Origin of the sequence: Szabonella alba (genome assembly GCF_016765775.1) — a bacterium.
Lineage (GTDB): Bacteria > Pseudomonadota > Alphaproteobacteria > Rhodobacterales > Rhodobacteraceae > Szabonella > Szabonella alba.
On the sequence record NZ_JAESVN010000002.1, the window covers coordinates 283,366 to 306,033 of the forward strand.

The following is a 22,668-nucleotide window of genomic DNA, read 5'->3' on the forward strand; positions in this document are numbered from 1 at the left end:
TTGTCAGGTCAGAAAAGCCCGTCGGCACGGGCAGCCCTGATGCGGTCCTCGTCAAAACCGAATTCGCGCAGGATCGCGTCGCCATGTTCGCCAAGCGCGGGCCCGGTCGACCGGATCCGCCCCGGTGTGCCGGACATGCGCGGGATGATATTGTGCATCTTCACGCTGCCCCGGTCGCGGTCAGGCACATCCACGATGACCTCGCGGCTGATGACATGTTCATCTTCCAACAACTGGGTGATGTCATAGACCGGGGCGGCGGTGACGCCTGCGGCATGGAAGATCGCCAGCATTTCCGCCTGTGGCCGCGCGCCGATCTCGGCCTGCAGGGCTGCATCCAGTTCCTCGACATTGCGCACCCGCGCGGCATTGGTTGCGAAACGCGGATCGGCAATCATTTCGGGGCGGCCGATGGCATGAAGGGTCTTTTCCGTCATCGCCTGCGTGGCGGCGGAAATCGCGATCCATTTGCCGTCCTGCGTTTCATAGGTGTTGCGCGGCGCATTGGTGGGCGCGCGATTGCCGCGCCGCTGCTGGACGATACCAAAATGCTGATATTCCGCCGCCGATGGGCCCAGAATCGCGATCATCGGTTCATAGATCGCAAGGTCGATCACCTGCCCCGCCCCGCCCCGCAGATCGCGGTGATAAAGCGCCATCATCGTGGCCATGGTGCCGTAAAGACAGGCGGTCATATCGGCCAGCGGCAAGGGCGGCAGGGTGGGGGGGCCGTCGGGCTGCCCGGTCATATGGGCAAAGCCGCTCATCGATTCGATCAGCGTGCCGAAGCCGGGCCGCGGGCTGTAGGTGCCGGTCTGTCCCCAGCCCGAGGCGCGCACGATCACCAGTCCCGGATTGCGCTCATGCAGCGCCTCGGGCGACAGTCCCCATGCCTCCAGCTTGCCGGGCACGAAGCTTTCCACCAGCACGTCGAAATGCGGCAGGATCTCCATCAGGATATCGCGCCCTTCCTGCCGTGACAGGTTCAGCGTCATGCTTTTCTTGTTGCGCGCATAGACCTTCCACCAGAGTTCAGAGTTTTCGACCGACCATGCGCGCAGCGGATCGCCCTTGCCGGGGGCCTCGATCTTCACGACCTCGGCGCCGAAATCGGCCATCAGCGTGCCGATGCAACCCCCCGCAATCAGGCGGGCAAGGTCCAGCACCCGCACGCCTTCCAGCGGCAGGGGCTTCGATGCGGCATCGTCGGTGGAATGGGTCTGTTCTTCGGTCATCTTCACGATCTCTTTTCAGTCTCGGCCAGTGGAAAGGGTGGGTCGGCGGTCACGCCAGCCCAAGCGCCCTTGCGGTATCGAGCAGTTTGCGGGAATTCTTGACCATCGCGTAATCGACCAGCTTGCCCTCGACGCGGATCGCGCCCACGCCCTCGGCCTCGGCGCGGGTGAAGCTGTCCACGACCTGTGTGGCAAAGGCGATATCGGTGGCGGACGGGGAATAGGCGTCATTCGCCACGGCGATCTGCGTCGGATGGATCACGGCTTTGCCCTGAAACCCGAAATCGCGCCCCTGCCGGCAATCGGCGGCAAAGCCGTCGGGATCGGTCACGTCGAAGAACACGGTATCAATCGGCGGGCGCAGCCCGTTTGACCGGCAGGCCAGCACGGTCTGCAGCTTGCCGTTGATGATATGTTCTCCGACATTCGAGGTGGGAATTCCGATATCATTGGTGAAATCGCCCGCGCCGAACATCAGCGTTTCCAGCCGACCGCCCGCCGATCCGATCTCTTCGGCGCGCAAGACACCCCGGGCGGATTCCAGAATGGCGCCGATGCGGATCTGGCCCTGCGGCACGCCCGCGGCGCGGCTGGCCTCATCCACAAGCGCCGAAGCGATGCGGATCATTTCGGCCGATTCCGCCTTGGGCAGGATGATGCCCGCGATCCCGCCCGCGCAGGCGGCGCGGATATCCTCGGCTGTCATGCCGGTCATCAGGTCATTGACCCGCACGAACACCTGACGCTCGGGCGAGATCTGCGCCGACAGCGCACGCACCATTTCGCGTGCTTTCGGTTTTTCCGAAAGGGCAACGGCATCCTCGATATCAAGGATCAGGGCATCGGCATCTGACGCCAGCGCCTTTTCCATCTTGCGGGCATCCATGCCGGGGGCGAACAGCCAGCTGCGGATCGGTCTTGTGACAGTCATTTCAGGTCTCTCCGTAAATTTGGATCAGTTCCGCATCAGTTCGGGCAGGAACAGTACGATCTGCGGGAACATCATCAGGATCAGCAGGTCGAAAAGCAGCACGGCCAGCACTGGCCAGATCTCGCGCAGCACCCGGTCAAGCGGCACTTTCGCGATGCCCGACACGATGAACAGGTTGATGCCCAGGGGCGGGGTCACCGTGCCGATGCCCAGATTGACCACCGCCAGCACGCCAAAGAAGATCGGGTCGATGCCAAGGCTGGTGACAATCGGCAGCACGATGGGCGCAAGGATGACCACCGCCGCCGAGGCCGTGACGAACATGCCTGCCAGCAGAAAGATCAGCATCAGGATCATCATGATGATGGTCGGGTTCTCGCTGAGCGCCAGCATGAAGCCCGCAACGGCCTGCGGCACACGTTCGAAGGTCACGACGAAGCCCAGCACATTCGCCCCGGCCACAACCAGCATGATTGCCGCCGTGGTGATGGCCGAACGGATGATCAGCGGCCAGACCTTGTGCAGCGGCAGTTCGCGATAGATGAAGACGCCGACGATGAAGGTATAGACGGCGGTGACAGCCCCCGCCTCGGTCGGGGTGAAGATGCCGCCATAGATGCCGCCCAGAACGATCATCGGGATCATCAGCGCCAGCACAGAACGGCGCAGCGACAGGGTGAACCCCTTGATCGAACGGTTGGCCTCTTGCTTGGGATAGTTGCGCCGCTTGGCCTGAATGGCGAAAAGGATGCACATTGAGGCGACGATCATGAAACCGGGCAACACGCCCCCCATGAACAACTGCCCGATGGAAACCCCGGCAACTGACCCATAGACCACGGCGGTTATCGAGGGCGGAATGATGACCCCGGTCACACCACTGGCCGCGACCACGGCGGCGGACCAGCCCTTGTCATAGTTCTGCCGCGCCATTTCCGGCAGCATGACCGAACCCATGGCGGCAGTCGATGCCGCCGAAGACCCCGACATCGCATCCATCATCGAGCCCGCGACCTGCGTGATGATCGCCAGCCCGCCATGGATGGCACCGACCACCGAGGCGGCCAGATCGACCAGCCTGCGGGTGATGCCGCTGCCCGACATCATGTCGCCGACAAGGATGAAGAAGGGAATGGCAAGAAAGGGGAAGGAATCGACCGCCGCGAACATGCGCTGCGGGATGGTCGTCAAGGGCAGGGGGGATGAGGACAGCCAGATCGCGACCGTTCCCGCCGCAGCCAGCGAAAAGGCGATCGGAACCGCCAGAACGGCGAAGAGAAAGAAGAAGGCAAAGAAGATACCGCTCATTGACCGTCCTCCCGCAGGGCGGCTTCGACGACGCCTGCCTGTTGTGGCTGGATGGCGGCCCGGGACAGATCCCCCTGCCAGAGCGCCGAAAGGTTGCGCAGGAAATCGACTGCCGCGAACAGCGCCGTCAACGCCGCACCAAGCGGCATGGCCATATAGACATAGCCCATCACGATGCCGGTGGCCGGTGCGGTCTGGGTCATCGTGCGCAGGGTCAGCGTATAGCCGTAACGCGCCAGCACGATGCAGAAGACCAGCACGATTGCGCAGATCACTGTATCCAGAATGACCCGGCCCCGCGGGCCCAGCAACTCGGGTAGAAAGTCGATGCCAAGATGGTTGCGCCCCCAGAAGGCGCTGACCGAGCCGATGAAGACCAGCCAGACGAACGAGAAACGCGCGACCTCTTCGGCCCAGCCCAGAAAGCTGTCAAGCGCGACGCGGTAAAAGACCTGTCCGAAGATCGAGAAGACCATCACGAGGATGGCAACCCCGATCAGCGCACGGCAGGCCCCGTCGATGAAACGAAGCAGTATCACGGGAAGAATTCCTGATTATCCGGGGGGATGGGGAACAGTCCGCCCGGACCGGTGGGCACTCGGTCCGGGCGGGATCATGCGGTCACTCGGACCGGGCGACCGCACGAATCTGGTCGATCAACTCACGTCCGTATTTGTCGTAAAACACGGCCTCATAGGCGCCTTCGGCGGCCTCAATGAACGGGCCTTTGTCGGCCACTTCGTTGATCTGCATACCTTTTTCTTCTAGGCGGCTTTTGAATTCAACATCCATGTCCTGAACATATTGCCGCTGTTCGCCCTGGGCGAGCCGGGCGGCTTCCATAACCCAGCCCTGTTCTTCCTCGGTCAGCGCCTCGAAACGGGCCAGATTCATCACGACGCCATTGCCGGCATAGACATGGCCGGTCATCGACATGAACTTCTGCACCTCGAACATATTGCCGTCCCAGGTGTTGCCGAAGGGGTTTTCCTGACCGTCGATCACGCCCTGCTGCAGCCCGGTGAACACCTCGGTCCAGGACATCGGTGTGGGCCGGGCGCCAAGCGCCTCGAAGGTGGCGACATATTCGGGCGATTCGGGCACACGAATGCGCAGGCCCGCAATATCTTCCGGGGTCTGGATCGGCTTGGCGTTGTTGGTGATGTGGCGAAAGCCGTTTTCCCAGTAGGACAGCAGGATCAGGTTGTTGTTGCGCAGATCCTGCACGACCTGCTGTCCGACGTCGCTGTCCAGCGCGCGATAGGCCTCTTCCCGGCTGGCGAACAGATAGGGCAGGTCGAACACGCCCGCCTGACCGCCGAAATTGCCCAGAAGCGAAAGCGAGGTCGATGTGATGTCAAGGATACCTTCCTGCACCTGTTCGACATTCTCGCGCTGTCCGCCCATCGTGCCCTGATGGATGATGGTTTCAAACCGGTCGCCGCTCAGTTCCGCCAGATGACGGGCAAAGCTTTCAAAACCGTAATTGAAGTGGTGGTCCGGCACCGTGCCGACATGGGCGGCGTTCAATGTGATGCTGTCCTGCGCAACCGCGCCGCTGGTGCCAAGCGCGACTGATGCGCCGACCGTCATCGCAAGGGCGATGGTGCTTCCGAAAGTGGCCATGGGCTTCTCCTCCCTGATGGTTTGGTGATCTTGCTACAGCGCCGATCCGGCTCCTCCTGCTGTATACCTATCGAGCTATCATACCAAATTCGATTCCGAAAGGATTTTCTGCCCTGGGCCGGGACCGGACCGGAAAGCCGCGCAATGGCGGGGAGGGTAAAAAACCGGATCGACGGCACCCGGGGCAGCCATGTGCCCCGGATGCCGGTCAGGTCGTCAAAACTGCGGAAGGCGCGCTATTGCGCCAGATAGCCGCCATCGACGGGCAATGTATGGCCCGTGACCATTGCCGCCCCCGGACTCGCCAGAAACAGGATCGCGGCAGCCACTTCCTCGGGTTCCGCCAGCCTGCGCAGCGGCGTCATGTCATAGATCCGCGCCATCAGATCGGGCTGGTCCATCAACCCCTTGATGAAAGGCGTGCGGACATAGGTGGGGGCAACCGCATTGACGCGGATGCCGTTGCCCGCCCATTCCACCGCCAGCGCGCGGGTCATGTTCACAATCGCGCCCTTGGTGGTCTGATAGGAAATGTTGGGATAGATCCCGCCCCCCGACAGCCCCATGATTGACGCGGTCTGCACGATGGCCCCCGCTCGCCCCGCCGCGATCAGACGCCGCGCCAGCGCCCGGCTGGTCAGGAAACTGCCGGTCATGTTGACATCGACCACACGGTTCCAATCCTCCAGCGTGGCCTCGACTGCCGCTTTGCGGATTGCGATGCCCGCGCAATTGACCAGAATCGAGGGCAGTCCCGCAATGGCCTCTGCCTCATCCAGCGCGGCCTCGAATTCTGCCTCGGAGGCGACATCCGCACCAAGCGCCAGGGCCCCGGGGATCGTCGCGGCCACGGTTTCGGCCTGATCGCGATCCCGGTCGACAATCGCGACCCGCGCCCCCGCTGCGGCCAGCATCCGCGCCGCCGCCTCGCCGATACCGCTGGCCGCGCCGGTGATGACGGCCAGTTCGCCCGTCAGATCAAAAGCCTTCAACATTCCGCTTGTCCTTTCTGCATCCTTGCGCGCCTGCCTTACAGTGCGCTGAAATTCATCGATTCCAGCGCACCGACCAGAAGATCCTCACCGCGCTGGCGCTGCAGCAGGTGTTTCTGGATCGCCAGATCGAACGTGCCGTCCAGCAATGCCACGATCAGGGCGGCGTGGTTCTCGGTCGAGACGCGGGTATATTCCTCACTTTGCAGGCGGACGGCGACGATATGCGCGCGGCTGGTCAGGTCGCGCAACTGCAGCCCAACGGCGGCCAGAGTGCCATTGCCCGACAGTGTCAGCAGGGCACGGTGGAAATCCTCATCCGCGGCGCACCAGCCCATCCGGTTGCCGCTTTCCAGCGCTTGCCGCATCCGGGCAATCGCCCCCGACAGGGGCGCCAGATCCGCGTCTGATGGTTTGCGCGCCACCAGCAGCTGCACCGCCACCATCTCAAGCCCCGAGATCACCTGATAGCTTTCGCGCATGTCCTTCAACGAGATCGGCAAGACCCGGATCCCCCTGCCGCGCGCGATCTCGATCATCCGTTCCGATTGCAGTCGCAGCAGCGCCTCGCGCACGGGGGTGCGGCTCATGCCCAGTTCGCGCGCGATCTCGCCTTCGTCCAGAAGGGCATTGGGGGCAAGCCGTCCGGCAAGGATGCGTTCCTTGACGCTGAAATAGGCCGTGTCCGAGGCGCGTTTCATGCCGTTCTCCGTCTTGGCCGACATTGCGTATCTCTCCCTGTTTTCCGCCGCTCGCCCCGGTCGTGCGGCAAGGCCGGAGGAATGTTTTTAGCAAGGTCATGGGAAAGCTGCAAAAATTTTCATTGATATATTTAGCAATATACTTTTTGGTATGCGGCGGAGGAAGTCAATGACAAGTCAGGGGGGAAAGACAGCATGGATCACCTTGCGCAACTGTTTCGGCGCATAGCGGACTGGCTGGATCTGGCGACACGAATCGTCTCGGCGATGTTGTTCGCGGTGATGATCGTGGTCGTCGGATATGAGGTCATCATGCGCTACTGGTTCTCGACGCCGACCTTCTGGTCGTCGGAACTGGCAAGCTGGTCGATGGTCTGGGTCGCGCTGCTGGGTTTTGCGCTGGCCTTTCGCAGGATGGACCATATCCGCATCGACTTTCATCTGGTCGGACTGACCGGATCGCTGGCCACCGTCCTCGCGGTTCTGCGCTATCTGATCGTGGCGGCGCTGGCGGGGGTCCTGCTGTGGCAGGGCATCAATCTGACGATATCGGGACTGCGGCAGACCAGCCCGGGCCTCGGGCTGACCTATGCATGGCTTTACGCCTCGGCGGTGGCCTCCTCGGTGCTGATGCTCGTTTTTCTGGCCGAACTCGCGCTGCGGCGCGAAACCCGCCCGTTCTGAAAGGCCGGATAAATGGAAATTGCCGTTCTCGTCCTGTCGCTGGTCTTCATGCTGCTGATCGGCCTGCCTTTGCCGGTCTGTCTTGCGGGCAGTTCCGTCCTGACCCTGCTGGCGCTGGGGATGCCGCTGTCGGTGTTCCCGCAGCGTTTCATCGCCGGGATCAATTCCTTCACCTTCATGGCGATCCCGTTCTTTCTGCTGGTCGGCCATGTGATGAACTTTTCGGGCATCACCGAACGGATCATCCGCTTTTCCAACGCAGCCGTGGGCTTCCTGCCCGGGGGGCTGGCGCAGGTGAATATCCTCAGTTCGATGTTCTTTGGCGGAATCTCGGGTTCGGCCACGGCCGATACCGCCTCGGTCGGGTCGATCATGATCCCCGCGATGAAGAAAGAGGGCTATGACGCCGATTTCACCGTGGCGCTGACGGCGGTGTCCTCGACCTGCGGGCCGATCATTCCGCCCTCGATCACGCTGATCCTGTACGGCATCATCGCGCAGGTCTCGATCACCAACCTGTTTCTGGCGGGCTATGTGCCGGGGGTCATGCTGTGCATCGGGCTGGCCATTGTCACCCATATCATCGCCAAGCGCCGCAACTATCCGGTTTACGGTCGGTCCTCGCTGACCTTCCTGACGCAAAGCTTCATCTCGGCGATCTGGGCGCTGGTGCTGCCGCTGCTGATCATCGGCGGATTGCTGGGCGGTATCTTCACGGTGACCGAGGCCGCTGCGGTTGCCGTGATCTATGCGCTGATCGTGGGATTGTTCATCTATCGCGATCTGCGCGTGACGGCCCTGCCCGCGATCCTGTGGGAAACGGGCGTCCGGGTCGGATCCTTGATGACGGTTGCCGCCGGGGCGCTGGTCTTTGCCTGGGTGCTGACGATCCTTGAGGTGCCGCAGGCGCTGGCCGCATGGATCTTTGAATTCACCCGCAATCCCTGGGCGATCCTGATGATGCTGAACATCGTCTTTCTGATGGTCGGCATGGTGATGGAGGCGAAGGCGGCCATGCTGATCCTGCTGCCGGTGATCCTGCCGGTGCTGCCCGAGGTCGGCATCGACCTGACGCATTTCGGCATCGTCGTCGTGTTCAACCTGCTGGTCGGGCTGGTCACGCCACCGGTCGGGCTGTGCCTGAACCTTGCGGCGAAGATCGGGGATGTCTCACTGAACCGCGCGGCCTGGGCGGCGCTGCCCTTCATCGGGGTGCAGATCGTCGTGCTGATGCTCATCACCTACATTCCGGGGCTGGTTCTCTGGCTGCCCGGATTGCTGAACTGACCAAAAACCAAGGGAGGAGACCAATGAAACATCTCATCATTGCAACCACGATTGCCGCCGCACTGGCCATGCCCGCCACAGCGCAGACGCTGCGGCTGGGCCATGGGCAGGATCCCAGCGACCCGGTACATGAGGCCGCGACCCTGTTCGCCGATACGGTGCGCGAACAGACCGGCGGCGATGTCGATATCCGCATCTTTCCGGCCAGCAGTCTGGGCGATTACCAGCAGATGCAGGACGGGCTGCAACAGGGCAGCGTCGATATCGTGATCGAAAGTATCGGCACGCTGTCGCGTTACACCCCGGTCGCAGGCGTCGAAAGCCTGCCCTATCTGTTCGACGGGGCTGACCATTACGCCGCTGTCTGGAACGGCCCCGTGGGCGAAGAGATCAAGGAAGAGATCGCGACCGAGGCGAATTTCCGTGTTCTGGGCCATATGTATCGCGGCGCGCGGGAATTGACCGCCTCACGCCCGATCGAACAGATCGAGGATCTTTCCGGTCTCAAGATCCGCGTCTCGCCGATGCGCGAACGGCTGGTCACCTGGCAGGTCTTTGGCGCCAGCCCCACGCCGATGTCATGGGCCGAGGTGTTCACCGCGCTGCAGCAGGGTGTGATCGAGGCGCAGGAAAATCCGCTGGCCACGATCCAGAGCGCCAGCCTGAACGAGGCGCAGGATTATCTGATCCTGACCAGCCATATGGCGAACGGCTTCACCTTCCAGTTCAACGCCGAGGCCTTCGATGCCATGGCCCCCGAAGTGCAGGCGGCGCTTGAAGCGGCCGCCGATACCGCGGCGGATTGGTATAACGAGCATATCGCCGTCGAAGAGGCCGCCATCCTGCAGGATCTGAAGGACAAGGGCATGACCGTGATCGAGATCGACCGCGCCCCCTTCCGTGAAAAGGCGCGCGAGGTCGTGGCCCAGTTTCCGGATCTTGAACCTTGGTATGCGCGCATGACCGAGGCGGCTGCCGCCAACTGATTTCCGGCGGGCGGGTTGCTGGCCCGCCCCCCATTTCCAGTCGAGGAGACATGAGAATGACAGCGAAGAACCCGAAAAACCGCTATGAGATTGCCGTGGTGCAGGGTGACGGCATCGGGCCCGAGGTCTGCGGTGCGGGGCTTGCGGTGATGCGCGCGGCACTGGGCGGCGACGGCATCCTGAATTTCAGCGAATACCGGGCGGGGGCGAATTGCTACCGTGACACCGGCACGGCCTTTCCCGCCGCGACCTATGACGCCTGCAAGGCGGCGGATGCGATCTTTCACGGCGCGGCGGGCATTCCCGGCGTCACCTATCCCGACGGCACCGAGGCGGGGCTGGATTTCGGCCTGCAACTGCGCTTCCGGCTGGATCTTTTCGCCAATATCCGCCCGGTGAAACTGCATCCCGGCGTCAGTTCGCCGCTGTCCGATGCGGCGCGGACCGGGATCGACTATGTCATCCTGCGCGAAAATACCGAAGGCTTCTATGCCGCGCGGGGCGGTGGCAATCTGGTGCGCGACGATATCGCCTCGGATACCGGGATCATCACCCGGGCGGGCACCGAACGGGTCGTGCGCAAGGCGTTTGAACTGTCGCGGCTGCGCAATGGCGCGCTGCGCGACGGTCGGCGGCGCGTCACCGTCTGCGACAAGGCGAATGTGCTGCGGAGCCTGGCGTTTTTCCGCAAGGTCGCGCAGGAAGTGGCCAATGACTATCCCGATATCGAACTGGACTTCGCGCTGGTTGACGCCATGACGGTGCATCTGGTCCGCAAGCCCGATTTCTATGATGTGATCGTGACCGAGAACATGTTCGGCGACATTATTTCGGATCTGGGTGCGGCAACGGTGGGCGGTATGGGCATGTCCCCCACCGCTGAAATCGGGGACCGGAACGGCTTTTTCCAGGCCGCGCATGGCTCGGCCCCCGATATCGCGGGGCAGGGGATCGCAAACCCCTATGGCACCATCCTGTCGGCAGCAATGATGCTGGACTGGCTGGGCGACCGGCACGGTGACGCCCGCCTGACCGAGGGTGCCGAACGGGTGCGCGCGGCGGTGGCCGGGTGTCTGACTGACGGCAACCTGCCCGGTGATCTGGGCGGCAATGCCCGGTCCGACCGGATCACCGAGGATCTGTGTGACCGTCTGGCGGTCATGGCCTGATCCGCCACTTCGCCACCATCTGCCCGGCCTGACCGGCCGGGCAGTCCCTTTGATCCGCCCGCGTTTTGGCGGGTTACTTGTCTTCCGCCGCGAAAACCTCTTGCGCGGTGCGGAAACTGTCGATGGCCGCAGGAACGCCGCAATAGATCGCGACCTGCAGGAAGATCTCGGTCATCTCTTCGCGCGTGACGCCGTTGTTCAACGCGCCGCGCAGATGCAGCTTCAGTTCATGCGGGCGGTTCAGGGCCGAAAGCATCGCGAGGTTCAGCATTGAACGGGTCTTGCGGTCCAGTCCCGGGCGATTCCAGACATCGTTCCAGCAATATTCGGTCACCAGTTCCTGCATCGGCCAGTTGAAATCGGTCGCGCGGGAAATCGCGCCATCAACATAATCGCTGCCCAGAACCGCGCGGCGGGTTTCCAGCCCGTCACGGAACCGCTGGGACAGGTCACGCGCCTTGGGATCGGTGGTGTTTTCGTCGCTCATGTCAGTCTCCATCAGGGAAGGGTTGCGGGGGAAAAGGACGCCGGTCAGAGGGGCGCCATGCGCTGGCGTGCCAGTTCGGCACCCAGACATTCGATCAGGAAGATATTCGCCGTCAGCGGCGCAAGCGGGCCGGATGCGTTGCGGCTGCGCAGCCCCGCCAGACGGATCACAAGGTCGGCCGCCTCGGCCACGGGGCTTGCGGCGCGGCCTGTGACGGCGATCGCGCGGGCCCTTGCATGGCGCGCGCTGCGCAGAAAGCGCACCGTGTCATCGGTCAGGCCCGACAGCGAAAAGGCAACCGCCGCGCAATCGGCATCCAGCCCATGTGCCACCTCATGCGCGATATGGGCATCGCGAAAGCTGAAGGCAGGCAGTCCCAACCGCAGCAGACGATAGGTCAGCATATCCGCCGACAGGCTGGACAGGCCCGCCCCGTAAATGTCGATCCGGCGGCTACGCAGCAGAATTGCCGCCGCCTGTGCCAGCCCCGGCGCATCCAGTGTGCCGCTGGCCTCGGCAAGGCTTTGCTCAAATCCCTGCCGGACCGGCGCATAGGGGCTGGCCTCGGTCGCGGCGGAATGCAGCCCGGCAGGACGGCTCAGTTCCATCGCCAATGCCATCTTGAAATCACGATAGCCGCGGAATCCCAGACTGCGGCACAGCCGGACGATGCTCGCCTCACCGCTGCCCGAGAAACTGCCAAGCTCGGTCACCGATTGGTGGATGACCATTTCGGGATGTTCCAGAACGTATTTTGCGATGCGGCTCAACGCATTGGGCAGGACATCCATATTGGCCTGCAACAGGTCCAGCACATGGGTCGGGGCGCTTTCACCCGTCGCGTTCTTCATGCCCCGCCCCTTAACAACCTGACCCCACCCCCGAAGTCCTGCGGCAGCGATGCGTTTCCAGTCAAGGCAAAGTTCTGAAATTTTATTCCAGATGGTCACAAAAATGAAATTAAACCCCCCTAAACGGGGCGCAGAACTGCAGCCAGACAGAAATGTGAGGGACCATGCGTATCAATCGCCGCCAGACACTGGGCCTGCTCGGGGCCACCACCGGGTCGCTGATCCTGCCGCGCGGATTGCGCGCACAGGGCACCCGCCGTGAAATCACGATTGCCGTGCAGAAGATCACCAATAACGGCACGCTCGACATCTGGAACGAACAGTCCAACGTCGGGGAACGGGTCTTCTTCCCGAACCTCTGGGAAGGTCTGATCCTGCGCGACTGGATGGGCAATCAGGGCCCGCTTCCCGGTCTTGCGACCGAATGGAAGCGCCTTGACGACATGACCATCGAGTTGAAGCTGCGCGAGGGCGTGCGCTTCCACAATGGTGATGAGATGACAGCCGAAGACGTGGTCTTCAGCTTCTCGGATGAACGTCTGTTCGCCGGGACCGCGCCGGTCGGCGGCGCCACGCTTTATGAAGAGAATTTCAAGCCGCAGACCGCCAAGGAACTGCCCGCCGCCGTTCCGGGCATCGCGCGCCGCATGTGGCCCGCCCTGCGCGGGGTCGAGGCCGTGGACCGCTACACGGTGCGCCTGCACAACGCGACGCCCGATGTCACGCTTGAGGGCCGCCTTTACGCCCATGGATCGCAGATCGCCAGCAAACGCGCCTGGGATGAGGCCGCGACCTATGCCGAATGGGCGGCAAAACCCGTCACCACCGGCGCCTACCGGGTTGAGGACTTCCGCCCCGATGTGTCGCTGACGCTGGTGGCACATGACGATTACTGGGGCGGCCGCCCGCCGCTGGCCCGCATCCGTTTCGTCGAGGTGCCCGAGGTGGCCAGCCGCGTGAACGGTCTGATTTCGGGCGAATATGACTTCGCCTGCGACCTGCCGCCGGACCAGATTGCGACGGTTTCGGGCACGCCGGGGCTGGAAGTGCAGTCCTCGACGATCTGGAACCACCGGCTTTCGGTGTTCAACAAGCAGAATGACCATCTGGCCGATCCGCTGGTCCGTCGCGCCCTGACCCATTCCATCGACCGTCAGATGATCGTCGATGCCATGTGGGGCGGTGAAACGGTTGTCCCCGCCGGTCTGCAATTCGACAGCTTCGCCGCCTCGGACATGTTCATCGAAGGCTGGAGCGTGCCGGAATACAACCCCGAACTGGCCCGCGATCTGGTGAAACAGTCCGGCTACAAGGGCGATGCTATTCCTTACCGGCTGCTGAACAACTACTACACGAACCAGACGCCCACGGCGCAGATCCTTGTCGAGATGTGGAACCAGGTCGGTCTGAATGTCGAAATCCAGATGATGGAAAACTGGGCCCAGATCCACGATCCCGAAGGGGTGCGCGGCGTCTATGACTGGTCGGCCTCGAACACGATCAACGACCCGATCACGCCGATGGTGGTGCAGTTCGGCCCCAATGGCGAGGCCCAGCAGAAGCGCAATTTCTGGAATGATGAGGTTAACCAGCTTTCGGTCGTGCTGGAAACCTCGACCGACCGTGCGGCCCGCAAGAAGGCCTTTGCCCGGATGCTGGAGATTTGCGAACGCGAAGACCCGGCCTATCAGGTGCTGCACCAGAATGCGGTCTTTACCGGCATGAAGTCCGAACTGAACTGGAAGGCGGCACCCGCCTTCGCGATGGATTTCCGAGCCGCCAACTGGAACGCGTGATCCTTCTTGCAGGGCGGGCGGCAACGCCTGCCCTGCACCTTTCCCTTTGCAATCAGGAAGGTCGCGCATGTCCTTCGTTTCCATCCGTGACCTGCGGGTTTCCTTCAGCGGCGTGCAGGTGCTGCACGGTATCGACCTTGAAATCAGCAAGGGTGAGGCCTTGGGGCTGGTGGGCGAATCCGGTTGCGGCAAGTCGGTCACATGGCTGGCGGCCCTCGGGCTTTTGCCCGGCAAGGCCACGGTTTCGGGTTCCGTCATGCTGGAGGGGACGGAGCTGATCGGCACCCCCCGCCGCCGGATTGAGGCTGTGCGCGGCGCGCGGATCGCGATGATCTTTCAGGATCCGTCATCCTCGCTGAACCCGGTGCAGCGGGTGGGGCGGCAGATCTGCGAAAGCCTTGCGCTGCATCGCGGATTGCGCGGCGGCGTGGCGCGCGCCGAGGCGATCCGCCTGCTGGATCTGGTGGGCATCCCTTCGGCCGCGACGCGGATGAATCTTTACCCGCATGAATTCTCGGGAGGGCAATGCCAGCGCATCATGATCGCGATGGCGCTGGCCGGTGAACCCGATCTGCTGATCGCGGATGAACCTACAACGGCGCTGGATGCGACCATACAGGCGCAGATCCTTGATCTGCTGGGCAGGCTGCGGCGGCAGACCGGCATGGCGATGGTGTTCATCAGCCATGATCTGGGCGCGGTTTCGGCGGTCTGTGACCGGGCGGCGGTGATGTATGCCGGGCGGATCGTCGAACAGGGGGAAATCGGCCCGCTGTTCCGCACGCCCCGCCATCCCTATACGCGCGGCCTGTTCGACGCGCTGCCCGATCTGGATGCCGACCGCCGCCGTCTGGTGCCGATCGAGGGCACAGTCCCCGACCCGAAGGCCCTGCCCGGCGGATGCGCCTTTGCCCCCCGTTGCACCCGTGCCAGTGCGCTGTGCCACAGCGACCGGCCCGGGCTGAAGCCGCAGGCGGGCGGTGGCAGGCTGGCCTGTTTCCATCCCGTCCCGCTGCCGCAACGCGCCGAGGTTTACGCATGACCCCGATCCTTCAGACCCGGGCGCTGGCACAGGACTATGTCACCGGCAGGCGGCTGTTCGGCACACCCGCCACGCTGCGCGCCGTCGACGGGGTGGACCTGTCGTTGCGCGAGGGGGAAATTCTGGGCATCGTCGGCGAAAGCGGTTCGGGCAAATCGACCCTCGGGCGGATGCTGCTGGGGCTGGAGGTCCCGGCAGAGGGCACCGTCCGCTGGCAGGGTAAGCCGATGCCTGCCCCCCGCACGGCCGCATGGCGCAGGCTGCGCGCGCAGATGCAGCTGATCTTTCAGGATCCGCTGGCGGCATTGGACCGGACCATGACCATCGCCGCGCAAATCGGCGAACCGCTGGAAATTCACGGGCTGGATCGCGGGCATGAGGCGGAGCGCGTGGCCGAACTGATGGCGCGGGTCGGCCTGCGCCGCGATCAGGCGCAGCACTATCCGCATGAGCTTTCGGGCGGGCAGCGGCAAAGGGTGGTCATCGCCCGAGCGCTGGCCAGCCGTCCCCGCTTTCTGGTCTGTGATGAACCGGTTTCTGCACTGGATGTGTCGATTCAGGCGCAGGTCGTCAATCTGCTGCGCGACCTGCAAGAGCGTGAGAAGCTGACAATGGTGTTCATCAGCCATGATCTGAAGGTCGTGCGCAATATCTGCGACCGCGTGGCGGTGATGTATCTGGGCCGGATCGTGGAAGAGGCCCCTTCGGACCGCATCTTCGCCGATCCGCGCCATCCCTATACGCAGGCGCTGGTGTCCTCGGTTCCGAAACCCGGGCAGGGGCTGGACGGGCGCATCATTCTGACGGGGGAGCCGCCCAATCCGGCCCGCCGCCCTTCGGGCTGCGCCTTTCATCCCCGCTGTCCCCGCGCTGTCCCAACCTGTGCGACGACCGTGCCGGTGCTGGAACCGCAGGGCCGACGCAGTGCCGCCTGCCTGCGCCTGCATGCATGGGAGGCTGTATGATCCGCTATATCCTGACCCGTCTGGCGCGGGCCATCCTGACCATCCTGCTGGTCATGACCTTCGCCTTTGTCGTGCTGCGGCTGTCGGGTGATCCCGCGCAGATCCTGCTGGGCCCCGATGCACCGCAGGATGCGATTGACACCTTCCGCGCCCGCTGGGGGCTGGATGACCCGCTGTGGCGGCAATATCTGGCCTATCTGGGCCAGATATTGCGCGGTGATTTCGGCACCTCGATGCGTGACGGTTCCGCCGCGATCACGCTGGTGCTGGAACGTGTGCCCGCGACGCTGGCCCTGACCGTTCCGGCGCTGATCCTGAAACTGGGGATCGGCATCCCCGCCGGGGTCTATGCGGCGCTGCACCGTGAAAGCCTTGCGGACCGGGGCGTCATCATGGCCTCGATCTTCGGCTTCACCATTCCGTCCTTCGTGCTGGGGCTGCTGCTGGTGCTGGTCTTTGCGATCACCTTCGATCTGCTGCCCGCAGGTGGGCAGGACAGCTGGCGTCATGCGGTGCTGCCGATCGTGACCATGTCCATCGGCGGCATCGGTATTCTGGCCCGGTTTTCCCGATCCGCAATGATTGAGGTTCTGGGCCAGCCCTATATCCGCACCGCAATGGCCAAGGGCCTGCCCTGGCGCGATGTCGTGTGGAAACATGCGCTGCCCAATGCCGCCGTGCCCATCGTGACGCTGGTGGGCTTCATGGTCGGTTCGCTGATCGCCGGAGCCATTGTGGTGGAAAGCATCTTTTCATGGCCGGGGGTCGGGCGGCTGATCGTCGTCTCGGTCGCCAATCGCGATCTGGCCGTGGTCCAGTGCCTGTTGCTGGTCATCGCCGCAACCATGGTGATCGCCAATCTGCTGGTCGATTTCGCCTATGGACTGCTGGACCCGCGCCTGCGGTCCGGCCGCCCCGCGCATTGAGGATCCGATGACCGCCTTTCCCGCCCAATCCCGCCCCGGCAATTCAAATCCTGCCAAACCCGATCCTGTCAAACCCGGGATCATCACGCGACTTCGCCTGCGGATGCCGCTGCTGGTCGCGCTTTCGGCGGGCTGGCTGATGCTGATGGTCGTGGTCGCCTTGCTGGCCGATGTCCTGCGCCCGCATGAGATCACAAGGATGGACCTGATGGCCCGGCTGGCCCCGATGGGAACGCCCGGGCATCTGCTGGGCACGGATGAAATCGGACGCGATGTGCTGTCGCGGCTTTTGCAATCCATCCGTGTGTCACTGGTCATCGCCTTCGGTGCCACGCTGCTTTCGGCCTTGTTCGGCACGGTTCTGGGCTTTCTGGCGGCGCAGTTCCGGGGCTGGGTGGAGAATGTCGTGATGGCGATGGCCGATTTTCAGGCGGCCTTGCCCTTTATGATCATGGCGCTGTCGGTGCTGGCCTTTTTCGGGTCTTCGATGTGGCTGCTGGTCTGCCTGATGGGGTTCTATGGCTGGGAACGCTATGCAAGGATCGCACGGGGGCTGGCCATTTCCGCCACCGCGCAGGGTTATGCCGCAGCGGTGATCCAGCTTGGTGCCACGCCGCGCCGTCTGTACCTGCGCCATATCCTGCCCAATGTCGCCTCGACCCTGATCGTGTCGATGACGCTGACCTTCCCCGAGATCATCCTGATGGAATCGGGGCTCAGCTTCCTCGGTCTGGGGGTGCAGCCGCCGCAGACATCGCTGGGCAACATGGTCGGCTTTGGCCGTGAATATCTGACCCGCGCGCCGCATATCATGCTTGCCCCTTCCGTTATCATCGTGCTGACGACGCTTGCCATCTCGCTTCTGGGCGACTGGCTGCGTGACAGGCTCGACCCTACAGCAAGGTAATCCGATGCCGAAGATCATGGCCCATCGCGGGGCCCGCAACCTCTGGGCCGAAAACTCGCGCCTTGGTTTTATCGAAACGGTCGCACTGGATTTTGATGCGATCGAATTCGACCTGCATCTGACCGATGCGGGGGAACTGGTCTTCATCCATGACGCCCTGCTGGACCGCACGACGACCGGCCATGGCCCCGTCCGCGCCCTGACGCCTGCAAGCCGCAAGGCCCTGCGCCTGAAAGACCCCTATGGCGTGCCCATTGACGAAGGCGTGCCCAGCCTTGATGAGGTTCTGCCGATCCTCGCCGCCGGGCGGGCGGATCTTTATGTGGAACTCAAGGCTGATGAAACGGGCCGACCCTATCCGGGGATGGTCGCCCGCGTGGCCGAGGTTCTGGCCCGTCACGGGCTGCGCGACCGCTGCGTCCTGCACAGTTTCGATATCGCGACGGTCGAGGAGATCCGCGACCAAGCGCCGGGATTCCGCAGGCTGATTTCGGTCAACCGCGACTGGGCGGACCGGCAGGGCGGCATCGCGGCCTTCCTGCGCCGGGTCGAGGGGCTGGTTGATATCGTCGGCATCCATCACGCGCTGTATGAGGCCGAGTTCGAGACGATTGCGGACCTACGCCCGATGGGCACAACCTCGGTCTGGACGGTCAATGATGCCGCCACGATCCGCCGCTGGGCCGCGCGCGATGTGGCCTTCATCGTTTCGGATGATCCGGTTCTGGTGCGGACGGTGCTGGGATGAAGGCGATTCTGTTCGATTGCGACGGTGTGCTGATCGACAGTGAACCGATGGGCTGCGCCGCGCTGGCCGCCGCGATCACGGCGGCGGGCCATGACATGACCCCGGAAGAGGCCAGCGCGATCTTTCCCGGCAATGCCGCCCGCGACAGTTCTGCATGGATCACGGCGCAGGGGCTGGACGGGCCTGCCGTCATGGCCGAGGCCGACCGGATGCTGTTTGCGATGTTCGACCGTGCCGTTCCCCTGATCCCGGGGATCGGGGCGGTGCTGTCGGCCTTCGATCTGCCGATGGCGGTCTGTTCGAATTCCAGCGTGGCGCGGCTGGAGCACTCGCTGGGGCGCACGCCGCTGATCGGTCATTTCCGGGGCCATGTCTATTCGGCAGCACAGGTGCCGCAGCCCAAGCCCGCCCCCGATCTGGCGTTGTTTGCCGCCGCGCGGCTGGGCGTGCTGCCGCAGGACGCGGTCTTTGTCGATGACAACCCCCATGGCATCACCTGCGCCCGGGCGGCAGGGTGCCTTGCCATCGGTTTCATCGGTCCGGCCGATCATCGCCGGGGACTTGAGGCACGCCTGCGCGCCGCCGGGGCGCATCACATCGCCCGGGGCAGCGCCGAACTGCTTGCCCTTCTGCACCATCACCATTCCCCCAGCATGAAAGCCGTCTGAAACAATGAGCGTCCTTCCCCTTCTCGGCCTTGCCATCCCGTCGCGCCTTCTGCCCGAGTTCCGCGATCTTCTGCTGGACGATTACCGCGATCTGGAATTGCAGGATTTCTTCGATTCGAAACTGCTGAACGGAGACTGGCGCGACGTGGCCGATCACGCCAAGGTGCAGCTTGAGGGATATCAGGGCCGTCTTGGCATCCATGGCCCGTTCTGGGGCCTCGACATCGCCAATCCCGATCCTGACATGGCCGCCCTTGTGCGCCACAAGCATTTGCAGGGGCTGGATGTCTGCGCCCATCTGGGGGCAACGCAGATGGTGGTGCATTCACCCTATACGACATGGGATTACAACAATCTGGATGATGACAAGGGCCTGACACGCCATGACCGGCTGCGCGAGAACTGCCATCACATCATGGATGCGGTCGTGCGCCGCGCCGAGGAACTGGGCGTCACGCTGGTCATCGAGAATATCGAGGACAAGGACCCCGATAGCCGCTGCCTGCTGGCCGACAGTTTCAACTCGGCGTCGGTCGCGGTTTCGGTGGATACGGGCCATGCCCATTACGCCCATGGATCGACCGGCGCGCCGCCGGTGGATTACTTCATCCGCCGTGCGGGCAACCGGCTGCGCCATGTCCATTTGCAGGATGCCGATGGCTATGCCGACAGGCACTGGCCCATCGGGCAGGGCACGATCCTGTGGAATTCGGTCTTTGCCGCGCTGGCCGAACTGACATCGGAACCCCGGCTTATTCTGGAGCTGCGCGACAAGACGGCGATCCGCGGCTCGATCCGCTGGCTGCAAGAGGCCGGGCTGGCGCGCTGATCGGGCGTTCCGCCTGCCCAGGATCTGGTATACAGAAATAACCGGATCCAGGGGCAGGAGGAACAGGCCGATGCGTCATGTCGTTGTAACCGGCGGAAGCCGTGGCATCGGGGCGGCCTCTGTCCGCGCCTTTCTGGGCGCGGGTGACCGGGTCACGGCGCTGTCGCGCAGCGGTGAGGCGCCCGAAGGGGCAACGGGCCTTGCCGTCGATCTGATCGACGCCGGGGCCACGGCCCGCGCGATTGCCACGCTGGGGGAGGTTGACGTGCTGGTGCTGTGCGCCGGATCGGCCCGGCAGATGGCGCTGGACGAATTGCAGCTTGCGCATTTCCACGAGGCGATGGACCGCAAGTATTTCAGCTATATCAACATCCTTTACCCGGTGGCGCAGCAGATGGCGGCGCGGGGGCGGGGGGTGATCCTGCCGGTGATCGGCATGGGCGGCAAGAAGGCCACCACGCCACATATATCCGGCGGGGCGGCGAATTCGGCCTTGATGCTGGTCACCACGGGGCTGGGGGCGGCGCTGGCCGGGCAGGGGGTGCGGATCGTCGGGGTCAATCCCGGTCCGGTGGCGACCGGGCGCTTTCTGGATATCGTGGCGGCCCATGCCGCCCAGAACCGCATCACCCCGGACGAGGCGCGCGCCGCGCTGTCGGCCAGCGCCCCCTCGGGGCGGATCCCCGACCCTGAGGAGGTTGCCGATATGCTGCTGCTTCTGGCCTCGGACGGGGCGCGGGCGGTCAATGGCACGGTGATCGCGCTGGATGGCGGGGCGACACCGGTGATCTGAGACAGGAACAAGGGGGCCGCGCGCCCCTTCATCCGTCCGGGCAGGCCGGGGCGGGAACAGACAGACATCCATCACGACAAGGAGGACGATATGTCGAAAAAAGGATACTGGATGGCCATGGTCGATGTGACCAATGCCGAGGGCTATCAGGACTATGTCGCGGCCAACAAGGCGGCATTCGCGAAATACGGCGCGACATTCGTGGTGCGCGGCGGGCAGGGGCAGATCTTCGAAGGGCCGCAGGCGAACCGTCTGGTGGTCATCGAATTCGACAGCTACCAGACCGCGCTGGACTGCTTCCACTCACCCGAATATCAGGCCGCGCTGAAGATCCGCGAGAAACATTCCAAGGTGCATTTCGCGGTGGTCGAGGGCGTCTGAGCCATCCCGACTTCCGCCACGCGCCCCGGCGAAACCGTCGCCGGGGCGCGTGTGTTTTCCGGGACCGATCAGCGATAGATCAGCGTCGGCAGCCACATGGTCAGCGCCGGCACGAAAGTGACCAGCAGCAGCACGACCGTCAGCGGGATCAGGAAGGGCGCGGTGCCCACGACGCAGCGTTCAAACGGCAGTTTCGCAACCCGCGCCAGAACATAGAGCACCATGCCGATGGGCGGCGTCAGCAGTCCCAGCATCAGGTTCAGCACCATGATCACCCCGAAATGCACCGGGTCGATGCCGATCATCGTGGCGATGGGCAAGAGGACCGGCACCATGATCGTGATCGCCGCGACCGTTTCCATGAAACAGCCGACAACCAGCAGGATCAGGTTGATCAGCAGCAGCAGCAGCCAGGGCCGGTCGGTGATCGACAGGATCCCCGCCGCAAACTGTTCCGGCACCCGGTTCGAGGTCAGGATCCAGGCAAAGATCGAGGCGGCGCCGACCACCAGCAGCACGACCGCCGTGGTTTCGATCGTGTCGAAACTGACCCGCAGGAAGCGGCGGATGTTCAGGGTGCGATAAACGACGATGCCCAGAAACAGCGCCCAGGCACAGGCGGCAACGGCGGCCTCGGTGGGTGTGAAGGCCCCGGTCAGGATACCGCCGACGATGATGACCGGGGTCATCAGCGACAGGAAGGCCCGGCGGAAGGTGACAAACAGCACCGACCAGTAGAAGGGCTGATCACGCTTGAACCCCCTTGTCCGCGCCATGACTGCGATCATCACCATCAGCGACAGGGCCATCAGCAGCCCCGGGACGAAGCCCGCGACGAAAAGCTGCCCGATACTGGCCCCTGCGACCACGCCATAGATGACCATCGGCAGCGAGGGCGGAATGATCGGCCCGATGGTTGATGAGGCGGCGGTGATCCCGACTGCGAATTCCGGATCGTAACCCGCATCGCGCATCGCCTTGATCTCGATCGCGCCCAGCCCGCCCGCATCGGCCACGGCAGCGCCGGACATGCCCGCAAAGATCACGCTGGCGCCCACGTTCACATGGCCCAGCCCGCCGCGCATCCAGCCCACCAAGGCCAATGCGAAGTTGAAGATGCGTTCGGTGATCCCGGCCGTGTTCATCAGATTGCCGGCCAGAATGAAGAACGGCACGGCCAGCAGCGGAAAACTGTCGACCCCGTTGATGACCCGATGCGCCACGACCATCGGCGGCGTTGCACCGTTGAAGAAGATGAAGATCAGCGACGACCCCGCCAGCGCCACCGCCACTGGCACGCCGAACATCAGAAGGCCAAGCAGCATCACGAAAAGCCAGATAATATCCATCGTGCTG

General features: G+C 63.7%; 24 protein-coding genes. 14 read left to right on the forward strand and 10 right to left on the reverse strand.

Going from position 1 to position 22,668, the window contains the following annotated elements; translation table 11 throughout:
* Positions 1-8 precede the first annotated feature (8 nt).
* From JL811_RS05815 to JL811_RS05845, 7 genes are all read right to left on the reverse strand, one after another.
* Positions 9-1,235 carry a CaiB/BaiF CoA transferase family protein gene (locus JL811_RS05815; RefSeq protein WP_202687551.1) on the reverse strand — a complete coding sequence of 409 codons (1,227 nt, stop codon included), beginning with the start codon at positions 1,233-1,235 and terminating at the stop codon, positions 9-11.
* Positions 1,236-1,284: 49 nt separating this feature from the next.
* Positions 1,285-2,166, reverse strand: coding sequence for an HpcH/HpaI aldolase/citrate lyase family protein (locus JL811_RS05820; protein WP_202687552.1), 882 nt, complete (start codon positions 2,164-2,166; stop codon positions 1,285-1,287).
* Between the two features lie 24 nt (positions 2,167-2,190).
* Positions 2,191-3,474, reverse strand: coding sequence for a TRAP transporter large permease (locus JL811_RS05825; RefSeq protein WP_202687553.1), 1,284 nt, complete (start codon positions 3,472-3,474; stop codon positions 2,191-2,193).
* Positions 3,471-4,013 (reverse strand): TRAP transporter small permease subunit, encoded by a 543-nt coding sequence (locus JL811_RS05830; protein ID WP_202687554.1) that lies wholly within the window; start codon positions 4,011-4,013, stop codon positions 3,471-3,473. The genes JL811_RS05825 and JL811_RS05830 overlap by 4 nt, the downstream gene beginning before the upstream one ends.
* An 82-nt stretch (positions 4,014-4,095) precedes the next feature.
* Entirely contained in the window at positions 4,096-5,100 is a 1,005-nt protein-coding gene (locus JL811_RS05835) for a TRAP transporter substrate-binding protein (protein WP_202687555.1), read from the reverse strand.
* Between the two features lie 236 nt (positions 5,101-5,336).
* Complete coding sequence (locus JL811_RS05840; RefSeq protein WP_202687556.1) at positions 5,337-6,095, reverse strand: SDR family NAD(P)-dependent oxidoreductase; 759 nt, start codon at positions 6,093-6,095, stop codon at positions 5,337-5,339.
* A 35-nt stretch (positions 6,096-6,130) separates the two neighbouring features.
* A complete protein-coding gene (locus tag JL811_RS05845; protein ID WP_202687557.1) occupies positions 6,131-6,817 on the reverse strand; it encodes a GntR family transcriptional regulator in 687 nt (228 codons plus the stop codon).
* Positions 6,818-6,988: 171 nt separating this feature from the next.
* Between JL811_RS05845 and JL811_RS05850 the strand changes: the two genes are divergently transcribed.
* From JL811_RS05850 to JL811_RS05865, 4 genes are read left to right on the forward strand one after another with little or no spacing between them, the layout of a single operon-like run.
* Entirely contained in the window at positions 6,989-7,477 is a 489-nt protein-coding gene (locus JL811_RS05850) for a TRAP transporter small permease (protein WP_202687558.1), read from the forward strand.
* Positions 7,478-7,489: 12 nt separating this feature from the next.
* Positions 7,490-8,764 (forward strand): TRAP transporter large permease, encoded by a 1,275-nt coding sequence (locus JL811_RS05855; protein ID WP_202687559.1) that lies wholly within the window; start codon positions 7,490-7,492, stop codon positions 8,762-8,764.
* A gap of 23 nt (positions 8,765-8,787) precedes the next feature.
* Positions 8,788-9,750, forward strand: a complete 963-nt coding sequence (locus JL811_RS05860) for a TRAP transporter substrate-binding protein (RefSeq protein WP_202687560.1) — start codon at positions 8,788-8,790, stop codon at positions 9,748-9,750.
* Between the two features lie 56 nt (positions 9,751-9,806).
* Positions 9,807-10,919 (forward strand): isocitrate/isopropylmalate dehydrogenase family protein, encoded by a 1,113-nt coding sequence (locus tag JL811_RS05865; RefSeq protein WP_202687561.1) that lies wholly within the window; start codon positions 9,807-9,809, stop codon positions 10,917-10,919.
* A gap of 73 nt (positions 10,920-10,992) precedes the next feature.
* Here the strand turns inward: JL811_RS05865 and JL811_RS05870 are convergent, their stop codons facing one another.
* A complete protein-coding gene (locus tag JL811_RS05870; RefSeq protein WP_202687562.1) occupies positions 10,993-11,406 on the reverse strand; it encodes a carboxymuconolactone decarboxylase family protein in 414 nt (137 codons plus the stop codon).
* A gap of 44 nt (positions 11,407-11,450) precedes the next feature.
* Positions 11,451-12,257, reverse strand: coding sequence for a MurR/RpiR family transcriptional regulator (locus tag JL811_RS05875; protein WP_202687563.1), 807 nt, complete (start codon positions 12,255-12,257; stop codon positions 11,451-11,453).
* 164 nt (positions 12,258-12,421) lie between these two features.
* Here JL811_RS05875 and JL811_RS05880 point away from each other — a divergent pair, with 164 nt between their 5' ends.
* From JL811_RS05880 to JL811_RS05925, 10 genes are all read left to right on the forward strand, one after another.
* Positions 12,422-14,053: an ABC transporter substrate-binding protein gene (locus JL811_RS05880; RefSeq protein ID WP_202687564.1), complete on the forward strand. Its 1,632-nt coding sequence runs from the start codon at positions 12,422-12,424 to the stop codon at positions 14,051-14,053.
* 67 nt (positions 14,054-14,120) lie between these two features.
* Entirely contained in the window at positions 14,121-15,095 is a 975-nt protein-coding gene (locus tag JL811_RS05885) for an ABC transporter ATP-binding protein (protein WP_202687565.1), read from the forward strand.
* On the forward strand, positions 15,092-16,060 hold the full coding sequence (locus tag JL811_RS05890; RefSeq protein WP_202687566.1) for an ABC transporter ATP-binding protein: 969 nt from the start codon (positions 15,092-15,094) through the stop codon (positions 16,058-16,060). The genes JL811_RS05885 and JL811_RS05890 overlap by 4 nt, the downstream gene beginning before the upstream one ends.
* A complete protein-coding gene (locus tag JL811_RS05895; RefSeq protein ID WP_202687567.1) occupies positions 16,057-16,986 on the forward strand; it encodes an ABC transporter permease in 930 nt (309 codons plus the stop codon). The genes JL811_RS05890 and JL811_RS05895 overlap by 4 nt, the downstream gene beginning before the upstream one ends.
* Before the next feature lie 7 nt (positions 16,987-16,993).
* On the forward strand, positions 16,994-17,893 hold the full coding sequence (locus JL811_RS05900) for an ABC transporter permease (protein WP_237684824.1): 900 nt from the start codon (positions 16,994-16,996) through the stop codon (positions 17,891-17,893).
* A gap of 4 nt (positions 17,894-17,897) precedes the next feature.
* Complete coding sequence (locus JL811_RS05905) at positions 17,898-18,641, forward strand: glycerophosphodiester phosphodiesterase family protein (protein WP_202687568.1); 744 nt, start codon at positions 17,898-17,900, stop codon at positions 18,639-18,641.
* On the forward strand, positions 18,638-19,309 hold the full coding sequence (locus JL811_RS05910) for an HAD family hydrolase (protein ID WP_202687569.1): 672 nt from the start codon (positions 18,638-18,640) through the stop codon (positions 19,307-19,309). The genes JL811_RS05905 and JL811_RS05910 overlap by 4 nt, the downstream gene beginning before the upstream one ends.
* 4 nt (positions 19,310-19,313) lie before the next feature.
* Positions 19,314-20,138 carry a sugar phosphate isomerase/epimerase family protein gene (locus tag JL811_RS05915; RefSeq protein WP_202687570.1) on the forward strand — a complete coding sequence of 275 codons (825 nt, stop codon included), beginning with the start codon at positions 19,314-19,316 and terminating at the stop codon, positions 20,136-20,138.
* Positions 20,139-20,208: 70 nt separating this feature from the next.
* Positions 20,209-20,931, forward strand: coding sequence for an SDR family oxidoreductase (locus JL811_RS05920; protein ID WP_202687571.1), 723 nt, complete (start codon positions 20,209-20,211; stop codon positions 20,929-20,931).
* Positions 20,932-21,021: 90 nt separating this feature from the next.
* Positions 21,022-21,312 (forward strand): DUF1330 domain-containing protein, encoded by a 291-nt coding sequence (locus JL811_RS05925; RefSeq protein WP_202687572.1) that lies wholly within the window; start codon positions 21,022-21,024, stop codon positions 21,310-21,312.
* A 68-nt stretch (positions 21,313-21,380) separates the two neighbouring features.
* On the opposite strand, the gene JL811_RS05930 is transcribed toward JL811_RS05925, so the two are convergent.
* Complete coding sequence (locus JL811_RS05930; protein ID WP_202687573.1) at positions 21,381-22,661, reverse strand: TRAP transporter large permease; 1,281 nt, start codon at positions 22,659-22,661, stop codon at positions 21,381-21,383.
* Positions 22,662-22,668: the final 7 nt, after the last annotated feature.